Source organism: Geodermatophilus sp. SYSU D00814, from assembly GCF_054050055.1.
In genome coordinates, this window is record NZ_JBJGYP010000042.1 from 20437 (window position 1) to 30411 (window position 9975).

12 protein-coding genes and 1 pseudogene are annotated in these 9975 nt (G+C 75.7%); 3 read left to right on the forward strand and 10 right to left on the reverse strand.

Annotated features, from left to right (window positions below):
• The first annotated feature begins 38 nt into the window (after positions 1-38).
• Complete coding sequence (locus ACI780_RS22365; RefSeq protein ID WP_457005830.1) at positions 39-1151, forward strand: spore photoproduct lyase family protein; 1113 nt, start codon at positions 39-41, stop codon at positions 1149-1151.
• A gap of 6 nt (positions 1152-1157) precedes the next feature.
• On the opposite strand, the gene ACI780_RS22370 is transcribed toward ACI780_RS22365, so the two are convergent.
• From ACI780_RS22370 to ACI780_RS22390, 5 genes and pseudogenes are all read right to left on the reverse strand, one after another.
• Entirely contained in the window at positions 1158-1514 is a 357-nt protein-coding gene (locus tag ACI780_RS22370) for a hypothetical protein (RefSeq protein ID WP_457005831.1), read from the reverse strand.
• Between the two features lie 8 nt (positions 1515-1522).
• A complete protein-coding gene (locus ACI780_RS22375) occupies positions 1523-1999 on the reverse strand; it encodes a hypothetical protein (protein ID WP_457005839.1) in 477 nt (158 codons plus the stop codon).
• A gap of 75 nt (positions 2000-2074) precedes the next feature.
• Positions 2075-2341 (reverse strand): annotated as a pseudogene (locus ACI780_RS22380) (FHA domain-containing protein); the annotation flags it as partial.
• A 115-nt stretch (positions 2342-2456) separates the two neighbouring features.
• Positions 2457-3140, reverse strand: a complete 684-nt coding sequence (locus tag ACI780_RS22385; protein ID WP_457005832.1) for a DUF6766 family protein — start codon at positions 3138-3140, stop codon at positions 2457-2459.
• An 85-nt stretch (positions 3141-3225) separates the two neighbouring features.
• Positions 3226-3603, reverse strand: a complete 378-nt coding sequence (locus tag ACI780_RS22390; protein ID WP_457005833.1) for a hypothetical protein — start codon at positions 3601-3603, stop codon at positions 3226-3228.
• A gap of 135 nt (positions 3604-3738) precedes the next feature.
• On the opposite strand from ACI780_RS22390, the gene ACI780_RS22395 reads away from it, so the two are divergent.
• Positions 3739-5241, forward strand: coding sequence for a phytoene desaturase family protein (locus tag ACI780_RS22395; RefSeq protein ID WP_457005834.1), 1503 nt, complete (start codon positions 3739-3741; stop codon positions 5239-5241).
• Between the two features lie 20 nt (positions 5242-5261).
• Positions 5262-5771: a DinB family protein gene (locus tag ACI780_RS22400; protein WP_456869658.1), complete on the forward strand. Its 510-nt coding sequence runs from the start codon at positions 5262-5264 to the stop codon at positions 5769-5771.
• A 7-nt stretch (positions 5772-5778) separates the two neighbouring features.
• Here the strand turns inward: ACI780_RS22400 and ACI780_RS22405 are convergent, their stop codons facing one another.
• From ACI780_RS22405 to ACI780_RS22425, 5 genes are all read right to left on the reverse strand, one after another.
• The gene (locus tag ACI780_RS22405) at positions 5779-7236 is read right to left on the reverse strand and encodes a hypothetical protein (RefSeq protein ID WP_457005835.1); all 1458 of its coding nucleotides are present in this window, start codon (positions 7234-7236) and stop codon (positions 5779-5781) included.
• 9 nt (positions 7237-7245) lie between these two features.
• Positions 7246-8772 carry a leucyl aminopeptidase family protein gene (locus ACI780_RS22410; RefSeq protein ID WP_457005836.1) on the reverse strand — a complete coding sequence of 509 codons (1527 nt, stop codon included), beginning with the start codon at positions 8770-8772 and terminating at the stop codon, positions 7246-7248.
• 89 nt (positions 8773-8861) lie between these two features.
• Complete coding sequence (locus ACI780_RS22415) at positions 8862-9029, reverse strand: DUF3117 domain-containing protein (protein WP_012947303.1); 168 nt, start codon at positions 9027-9029, stop codon at positions 8862-8864.
• A 117-nt stretch (positions 9030-9146) separates the two neighbouring features.
• A complete protein-coding gene (locus tag ACI780_RS22420) occupies positions 9147-9695 on the reverse strand; it encodes a DNA-3-methyladenine glycosylase I (protein WP_457005837.1) in 549 nt (182 codons plus the stop codon).
• Between the two features lie 29 nt (positions 9696-9724).
• On the reverse strand, positions 9725-9975 hold a 251-nt coding region (locus ACI780_RS22425), incomplete at its 5' end, for an HNH endonuclease signature motif containing protein (protein ID WP_457005838.1).

Genomic DNA, 9975 nt, shown 5'->3' on the forward strand with positions numbered 1-9975 from the left:
GCGGGAATCGGTGCCCTGCGGGGGGTGCTGCACCTCCCGTGACCGACGCGTTGCCGCCGTCCGCCGTCCCGGCTCCCGCACCCGTCCCCTCCCCCACCCGCCTGCTCGACGTGCGCACCGTCTACGCCGAGCCCGCCGCCCTGGAGTCCGCGCGCGGCCGCGAGGTGCTCGCCCGGTTCCCGGGCGCCGAGGTGGTCGAGGTGCCCTCGCACTGGCAGATCCCCGAGCTCAACGGCAACGCGGGCAACGTCGAGCGCTGGGTGCGGGTCAAGACCGAGACGCTGGTGCTCGGGGTGAAGAAGTCGCTGTCGGCCCGGCCGAACAGCCGCTCGTCGAACTGGATCGCCCCGTCGACGGCGAACGGCTGCGCCATGGCCTGCGCCTACTGCTACGTCCCCCGGCGCAAGGGCTACGCCAACCCGATCACCGTGTTCACCAACATCGAGCAGATCACCGGCTACCTGCGCCGGCACGTGGCCCGGCAGGGCGTCAAGGCCGAGCCCGACCAGTGCGACCCGGTGAGCTGGGTGTACGACATCGGTGAGAACAGCGACTGCTCGGTGGACGCGCTGGTCAGCGACAACGTGGCCGACCTGGTCGCCACGTTCCGCGGGCTCCCGACCGCCAAGGCGTCCTTCGCCACCAAGTACGTCAACCGGCAGCTGCTCGACCTCGACCCGCAGGGCCGCACCCGCATCCGGTTCTCGCTGATGCCCGACGCCGACTCGAAGGTGATCGACGTCCGGACCAGCCGCGTGCCCGACCGCGTCGCCGCCGTCGACGACTTCGTCGAGGCCGGCTACGAGGTGCACCTCAACCTCTCGCCGGTCGTCCTGCGGGACGGCTGGGAGGCCGACTGGGCCGACCTGCTGCGCCGCCTCGACGACACCCTGTCCCCCGCCGCCAAGGCCCAGGCCGCGGCCGAGGTGATCATGCTGACCCACAACCGGGACCTGCACGAGGTCAACCTCGGCTGGCACCCCAGGGCCGAGGACCTGCTGTGGCGGCCGGACCTGCAGCAGCCCAAGCGCAGCCAGAACGGCCAGTGGAACGTGCGCTACCGCAACGGCGTCAAGCGGGCCGGCGTCGAGCGGCTGCAGGAGCTCATCGCCCACCACGCGCCCTGGCTGCGCGTCCGGTACGCGTTCTGAGGGCGGTCAGAGCGGCAGCCCGACCCAGGCCGCCAGGACCCGCAGTGGCTCTCGCAGGCTGTTCGCTGCCCCCGCCAGCGCGCCGGCCGAGTTCAGGAGCTGGGTGAGCCGCTGCACCGTGCCGACCACCCTCCTCGGGTCGGGCTGCGGGTTCTGGACCTCGGCGTTGACCTCCTGCAGGTCACGGTCGGCCTGCGTTGCCTCGGCACTCGACAGGCCCGCGGAACCCAGCGCCGCCTGGAGGTCCTCGGTCGCCCGGCGTAGGGCCGCCAGATCTGTGCGGACGGTCTGCGACCCGATGTTCTGCGTACCTCTGACGATGTTGACCTGGTTGCCGGAGACGTTCTGGAAGACGTCGGACACGTTCCCCCCTAGTGGCGGTAGGGCCCCGTGCCGATGCGCGGCACGGGCAGTCGTTGGTCGATGCGGGACAGCCGAGCGGCCGCCACCACGTGCAGGACGAGTCCGAGCAGGAGGAGCAGGGCCCCGACGAAGACAGCGGCGAACCCGAGGACGAGGACGGGCACGCCGGCCACCTCGCGGCTGAAGACGTCGACGGCGGCCGGGTCCGGCTCGCCACCCGACGACACGGCGCCGAACAGGGCCCTGAGGAACCGCAGGACGCTGGCGAACACCGCCGTGAAGCCGGACACGAAGAGGAGCAGTCCTGGCCACGCGAGCCAGCGGGCCCACGTCCGCGTGGCCGCGACGTCGTGCATGAAGCTCCGTCGCTGCTCGATGACCTGCTGGACGTCGTTGATGTACTGGACCCCCTCGACGACGTTCACCTGGTGGCCGTCGATCTGTCCGATGACCATCTCCGGTGGGGCCAGGTAGGTCGCTGCCACGGATCCTCCTCCTGCCGATGGGCCGGTCCCCTCCGCCGGCCGGGCACGTCCCGGCTCCTCCCAGCGGACCTGGGTGGACCCGAGGGTCATGACGTCCCCGTCGTGGAGGAGGGCCGGCGCGGACAGCCGGATACCTCCCAGGACGGTCCCGTTCGTGGAGCCCAGGTCGTGCAGCGTCCAGCCGCTCGCGGACCTGCGGACCTCGGCGTGGCGGCGGCTCACGTCGGGGTCGTGAAGGACCAGGTCGCAGTCCGGGTCACGGCCGACCGACAACCGGTCGGACTCGACCGCCCGCGCGCCCGCGGGTCGACCGACGGCGTCCAGCGGGACGAGCCGCGGCATCGTCGTCGTCACCACGGGCCCCACCTCCGGTCCCCCCGGTGGCTCCGCGGGGACGACGGTAGGGACCCGACGTGGCTGCGCCCAGGGTCCTCCGGCCCGTCGGTCGGTCGGTCCGTCAGCCCGTCTCGCCGGTGTCGCCGTGGGCGGCGCCCACCGGTTTGGACTCCGGGGAGCCGCGCTGGCGCAGGTACACGGCGAACACCGCCATCGACCCGACGGCGAGCATCTCCGACTGCCAGTTCTGGAAGGTGCGGCTCCAGAAGTCGGCCCGGCCGAGGTAGCCGACCCAGCTGACCGGGTCGGCGTGGGACTGCAGCTGCTCGGTGTTGTACGCCGTCCACCCGGCGATGGACGTCGCCACCCAGGTGAGCAGGAACAGCGCGCCCATCAGCAGGCCCAGCGAGCGCGAGAACAGGCCGGCCCGCCACCCGCCGGCGCGCACCCACGACGGCGAGTCCGGGCGCGCGTGCGCGCCCGTCCGCTGGTCCTCGTCGCTCTCGGTGCCGACCTGGTCGGGCTCCTTCGACTCCGCCGAGCCGCGCTGGACCAGCCACACCGTCGCGAACACGTAGAGGAAGAACTGCAGGTACTCCGACTGCCAGTTCTCCATGACGTCGACGGCGAACGACGAGGAGGTGACGTAGTCGGCCAGCGACACGGGGTCGAGCCCCTGGTCGAGGCGCTGCTCGCTCTCCTCGGCCGCACCGGCGAGCGCCTGGCCGACGAGGGTGGCCAGGAACAGCCCACCGAACGCCAGGCTCAGCCCGTTGTCGCGCAGGACCCGCCGCACGCCGCTCACCGCCCCAGCAGCGCCAGCACGACGCAGTACGCGACCCCGCCGAGGACGGTCAGCAGGTAGGCCAGGAACACGGCACGGACGGCGTTCACGAGCCCTCCACCAGGCAGTCGTAGCGGTCCTCGTCCGACGGCGCGCACCCGGCGGCGGCGACCCGCCAGCCCTCGGCGGTCTGGGTGAGGAACAGCGTGTCGTCGGTCAGCCGGACCTGCGCCTCCGAGCCCCACACCTGGGCGGAGACGACCCCACCGCCGCCCAGCTCGAGGTCCTCGAGCGCCGTGGCGCAACCGGTGGGCTCCTCGTGCTCGAGGCTGGAGACCGCGGCCTCGGTGAGCAGCTCGCACCGGACGACGGAGTCGCCGGCGGCGAAGTCCCCGGCCACCTGTTCCACGGCGGGCAGGTGCACGTCGGAGCACCCGCTCAGCAGCAGGACGCCGAGTGCGGGCCACAGCGCTGTCGCACGCACGGATCGCCGCCTCCTCCCGTTCCCGGGGGCCGCGTCTGCTCGGCGTCCGGGTCCGATCCTGTTCCCCGGCCGGTGGTACCGCCACCCCTGGTGATCACCCGATCGGGTCGCGGGATCGAGCACTACGGTGACGGCGTGGCGCGGGTGGTGGTCGTCGGTGCCGGGCTCGGCGGCCTGGCGGCGGCGGCCCGGCTGGCCGCGCTGGGCCACGGGGTCACGGTGCTGGAACAGGCCGACGACGTCGGCGGCAAGCTCGGCTGGTACGAGCGCGACGGGCACGCCTTCGACACCGGCCCGAGCCTGGTCACGCTGCCGCAGGTGCTGCGCGACCTGTTCGACGCCACCGGCGGGCCGCTGGAGGACGCCGTCGACCTGGTCCGGCTCGACCCCGCGGTGGACTACCGGTTCGCCGACGGCACCCGGCTGGCCGTCCCCGGGCACCTCGACGACGTCCCCGGCGCGCTGGACGACGCGCTCGGCGACGACGCCGGTGCGCAGTGGCGGGCGCTGCTCGACCGCGCCGAGGCGATGTGGGCGATCACCGAGCAGCCGTTCCTGCGGTCCCCGCTGCGCGGCGCGGCGACGCTGGCCCGGCTGGCCCGCGACCCCTCCGACGTCGGCACCGTGGCGCCGTGGCAGACGCTGCGCGGCCTGGGCGCCCGCCACCTGCGCGACCCTCGACTGCGGGTGCTGCTGGACCGCTACGCCACCTACTCCGGCTCCGACCCCCGCCGCGCCCCGGCGGTGCTGGCCACCGTGCCGTGGGTGGAGCAGGCCTTCGGCTCCTGGTACGTCCGCGGCGGGCTGCACCGGCTGGCCACCGCGGTGGCCGACCGCGCCCGCGAGCGCGGGGCGCAGGTGCGCACCGGCACCCCGGTGCGGCGGGTGCTCAGCGACGGCGGCCGGGTCTCCGGGGTGGAGCTGGCCGACGGCGGGGAGGTCACCGCCGACGTCGTCGTCTCCGGCGCCGACGCCACCGCGCTCTACGCCGGGCTGCTGCCGCCGAGCCGCCGCACCCGCGCGGTGCGGCGCGGGCTGACGCGGGCCACGCCCTCCCTGTCGGGGTTCGTGCTGCTGCTGGCGCTGCGCGGGCGTACGCCGGGCCTGGCGCACCACACCGTCGCCTTCCCCGCCGACTACGACGCCGAGTTCGACGCCGTCTTCGGCACCGGCCGGCACCGGGGCGTCCCGTGCCCGGTGCCCGACCCGACGGTCTACGTCAGCGCGCCCGACGACCCCGCCACCCGGCCCGACGACGACAGCGAGTCGTGGTTCGTGCTGGTCAACGCACCGCGGCACGACCCCGACGCCGGCGTCGACTGGGACGCCCCCGGCCTGTCCGACCGCTACGCCGGCCGGGTGCTGGAGGTCATGGCCGCCCGCGGGCTGGACGTGCGCGACCGGGTGCGCTGGTGCGTGGCCCGCACCCCGGCCGACCTCGCCCGCGAGACCGGCGCCGTCGGCGGATCGATCTACGGCACGTCGAGCAACGGCGCCCGCGCGGCGTTCCTGCGGCCGGGCAACGCCGCGCCGGTCCGCGGCCTCTACCTGGTCGGCGGCTCCTCCCACCCCGGCGGCGGGCTGCCGCTGGTGACCCTGTCGGCCGAGATCGTCGCGGGGCTGGTCGGGCCCGCCTGAGCGCGTGGGAGGGTCGACCGGTGCGCACCGAGCCGCCCGAGAACGGGTCCGAGGCCGTCCTGCTGACCGGCTACCTCGCCTACCAGCGCGAGACGCTGCTGCAGAAGACCGCGGGGCTGACCCGCGAGCAGCTCGGCCGGACCTCCCCGCCGTCGTCGCTCACCCTGGCGGGGCTGCTGTACCACCTGGCGCTGGTGGAGGAGAGCTGGGCGGTGGAGCGCTTCGCCGGGCAGCCGGTCCCCGAGCCGTGGTCCGGGGTCGACTGGGACGCCACGCCCGACTGGGAGTTCGACGAGGCGCTCGGCCTGGAGCCGGAGGCGCTGCGCGAGCGCTACCGGGAGGCGTGCCGACGCACCGACGCGGTGGTCGCGGCCGCCGGGGACCTCGGCGCGCTGTCGGCGGTGCCCCGGCGCACCGGTGCCGCGTTCAGCCTGCGGTGGATGCTGCTGCACCTGCTGGAGGAGACCGCCCGGCACAACGGGCACGCCGACCTGCTGCGCGAGGCGGTCGACGGCGCCGTCGGCGAGTGAGCCCGGATCAGCCGCGGGCGGCGCCGACGCCGAGCACCGCGGCCAGCCCGAGCGCGCTGCGCGGCGCGTAGGCGGCCCGCCACAGCCCGCCGTGGACGGCGGCGTACGCCTCGTCCTGCCACGGGTGGTCGTGCCGCGGCCCGCCGCCGGTGTGCAGGTCGTGGACCAGCAGCGCGGCCATGAGCACGTTCGACGTCGCCGGCTCGAACACCTCGACGCCGAAGCGGTGCGCGCCGGCGTAGGCGGCCGCCAGCGCGCGGTTCTTGACCACCGAGCGGGTGCGGGTGGGCGGCGCGACGTTCAGCGACACGGTGGCGCCGGCCGCCCGGGCGACCGTGGCCCGCCACCGCTGCAGCCGCTTCGCCAGCGCGTAGTTCGGGCCCTGCTGCGGCACCAGCGCGTCGTGCAGCCCGGGGTCGGCGCCGGGCACGTACCCGCGCCGCAGCAATCGGCCGGCCGACAGCGTCCGCAGCGGCCGGCCCAGCAGCTTGCCGACCCGCGAGCGCCCCTCGTAGGCGCGCACCGACTGCGCGACGGCGTCGGCGGGGACGGCGAAGACGTCGGTGGGCGTGGCGAGGAAGGCCAGCGCCGCCTCGGGCCGGGCGGCCTGCACGCGCAGCGTCAGCGCGTCGACGGCGGCCGACACGCGGACGTTGGCGGCGCCGTCGGCGTAGACGTAGTTGCCCAGCACCGGCTCGCCGGGCAGCTCCACGAGCCAGTCGGCGACGGCCGGCACCTCGTGCACCAGGTCGGCGCCGGCGGCGTCGGGCAGGTCGCCACCGGCGGTGGGCACCAGCAGCGTCCCGGCGCCGCGGCGGGCGGTGTCGAGGACCCGGCGCCACAGGTCGGGCCGGGGCAGGTCGACCGCGGCGACGGTGGCGCCCCAGCGCAGCAAGGCGGTGAGCGGCCCCATCTCCGCGCCCGCACCGAGCACGGCCACGGTGCGGCCGGGCAGCGCCAGCCACTCGGGGTGCGCGGCGACCTCGCGCACCGCCGCGGCCGCCGTGGGCTCCAGCACGCCGCACTCCACCCAGGTGTCCAGCCGCCGGGACAGGTCGTCGCCGCCGAGCCGGCGGCCGTGGAAGGGCAGCGTGAACGCGCGCTCGGGCTCGCCCTGCCCGGTGACCTCGGTGGTGCGCAGCGCCCGGCCGGCCGGTGCGGTGAGCAGCCGGTCCAGCGGCTGCTCGCTTCCCTCCTCCGCGACCCGCAGCCGGCCGTGGACGGCGTCGAGCCCGGCGCCGGCGACGGTGCGGGCCGCCTCCGGGGAGGCGAGCCCGGCCTCGACCAGCCGGCGGAAGTGAGTGAGGTAGCCGGCCCGCCAGTTGGTCTCCTGCTCGGCCGCGCGGGCGCCGACCGGGTCGACCGGGCGCAGCGCGTCGGCCACCACCGCCCGGCCGACCGCCGCGGTGCTGCGCCGCCCGTCGGGGCCGGCCGGGAAGACGACGCCGGTGTCGTCGGTGCTCATCGGGCTCCCTCAGTCGGTGGTGGCCGGCGCGGGGTCGAGCGGTGCCCCGGCCTCCAGCCAGCGCAGCAGCGTGCGCGCGCCGAACCCGGTGCCGCCCTTGACGACCTCGGCGTCGTCGGACGCGGCGCGGGCGGGACCGGCGACGTCGAGGTGCGCCCAGGGCAGGTCCCCGGCGAAGGGCCGCAGGAACAGCGCGGCCGTGGTGCCGCCGGGGTTGCCGGGGGCGTTGTTCGCGTCGGCGACGTCGCTGTGCAGCAGTTCGGCGTACTCCTCGGCCAGCGGCATCCGCCACACCTGCTCGCCGGCGTGCAGCGCGGCGGTGCCCAGCGCGCCGGCCAGCCCGTCGGTGGTGGCGTAGAGGCCGGCGGTGCGGGTGCCGAGTGCGACCTTCATGGCGCCGGTGAGCGTGGCGACGTCGACGAGCACGGTGGCGCCCAGCGACAGCCGCGCGTGGGCGAGGCCGTCGGCGAGCACCATGCGGCCTTCGGCGTCGGTGTTCTGCACCTCGGTGGTGCGCCCACCGACGTGCCGCACGACGTCGGCCGGGCGGTAGGACGACCCGGAGACGGCGTTCTCCGCGGCGGGGACGACGGCGGTCACCCCGACGGGCAGCCCGAGGCGCGCGGCGGCGTCGAGCGCGGCGAGGACGGCGGCACCCCCGGCCATGTCGGTCTTCATCTCGCGCATGCCCGCGTTGGGTTTGATCGAGATGCCGCCGGTGTCGAAGGTGATGCCCTTGCCGACCAGCACGGGGTGCGCCGGGCCGGCACCGGGCGGCGCGTAGGAGGCGACGACCACCCGCGGCGGGGAGGCCGAGCCGCCGCCGACGGCCAGGACGCCGCCGAAGCCTCCGGCGGCGAGTTCCTCGGGGCCGAGCACGGTGACGGTGACGTGCGGCAGGCCGGCGAGGCGCTCGACGGCCTGATCGGCCAGCCAGGCGGGGTCCTTGGTGTTGCTGGGCGTGTTGACCAGGTCGCGGGCCCAGGCGACGGCGGAGCCGGTGACCTCGCCGGCCCGGGCGGCGGCGGCCACGGCGGGGTCGGCCGCGTCGGCGGCGACCAGGGCGACGGTGGCCAGCCGCGGCGGGTGCGGCGTCGACGTGTCGCGGAAGCGGTAGCCGCCGAGCAGCGCGGCCTCGACGGCGGCGCGCACCTCGTCGGCACCGGCCGGGGCGAGGGCGGTGTCGAGGGGCAGCACCAGCCGGGTGGCGCCGTGCTCGGCGAGGGTCTGCGCACGGCGGACGGCGGTGGCGACGTAGCCGCGCACGTGCGGGAGGGTGCCGTCGCCGATCCCGACGGCGACGACGCTGCGGGGACGGCGGCCGGCGACCGGCAGGTTCGTGACGGTGCCGGGACGGCCGGTGTTGCCGGTGTCGGCCAGCGCACCGGCCAGCAGCCGGACCGGGACCGCCGGGAGGGTGCCGAACGCCGGCGAGGCCAGCCAGGGCGGCAGCGTGGCGCCGGTGCCCACTGGGACGGCCAGGACGTCGTCCTCGCCGAGCCGGGGCAGGGAGGTCAGCAGGTCGACCCGCGGCAAGGGTGCGGCCCCGGTCGCCGGCGTGCTGCCGGCGGCCGGGGCCGCGTCGTCCTGCGCGGGGCTGCCCGAGGGCAGGCTCGCGGAGGCGTTCAGCTGGTCGCGCCCTTCAGGGCCTCGGAGAGCGCTGCGGCCTCGTCGGGCGACAGCTCGACGACCAGGCGGCCACCACCCTCGAGCGGCACCCGCATGACCAGGCCGCGCCCCTCCTTGGTGACCTCCAGGGGACCTTCACCCGTGCGCGGCTTCATGGCCGCCATGCGTGCCTCCTTCGCCGGCCACCCGCCGCCCTCTGCGGCTGCGGTGTGGCTGTTCCTCGGTGCTGAGCTCTCGGCACATGATCCCGTATCCCTGCCGCGGGACCAACAGGAGCCCCTTCAGGGGGTCGCCCGGAAGCAGGTCGCCACGTGGTCGTCGACCATGCCGGTGGCCTGCATGAGCGCGTAGGCGGTGGTCGGGCCGACGAACACGAAACCGCGCCGCTTGAGCTCCTTCGCCATCGCCGTGGACTCCGGGCTGGTGGCCGGGACGTCGGCCAGCGTGGCCGGGCGGGGCCGCGGCGCGGTGGGCGCGAAGGACCACAGCAGGTCCGACAGGCCCTCCGGCACCCGCTGCGCGGCGCGGGCGTTGCGGACCGCGGCGGTGATCTTGGCGCGGTTGCGGACGATGCCGGCGACGGCCATCAGCCGTTCCTCGTCGTCGGTGGTGAACTCGGCGACCGCGTCGATGGAGAAGCCGGCGAACGCCGCCCGGAAGGCGGGACGCTTGCGCAGGATGGTGATCCAGGACAGGCCGGACTGGAACGCCTCGAGGGTGAGCCGCTCGAACAGCGCGTCGTCGCCGCGCAGCGGGAAGCCCCACTCCTCGTCGTGGTAGCGCTGGTACTCCGGCGAGCTGTCCCCCCACCCGCAGCGCACCCTGTCCACCCCGCCGACGCTAGCGCCGCCCGCCGACGTCATGCCGCGGGGACCAGCGGTGTCGGGGTGGTGATCTGCGACCCGTCGGGTCGCCAGGTGCGCCATCGGCCATCCGGTTGGCGTTCGACGCGGAAGCCGTGGTGGACCTGGGTGTGGTGCCGCTCGCACAGCAGCGCCGAGTTGTCGAGGCTGGTCTCGCCGCCGTCGATCCAGTGCACCAGGTGGTGCACGTCGGCCCAGTGACTCGGCGCATCACAGCCGGCGAACACGCAGCCGCCGTCACGCAGTT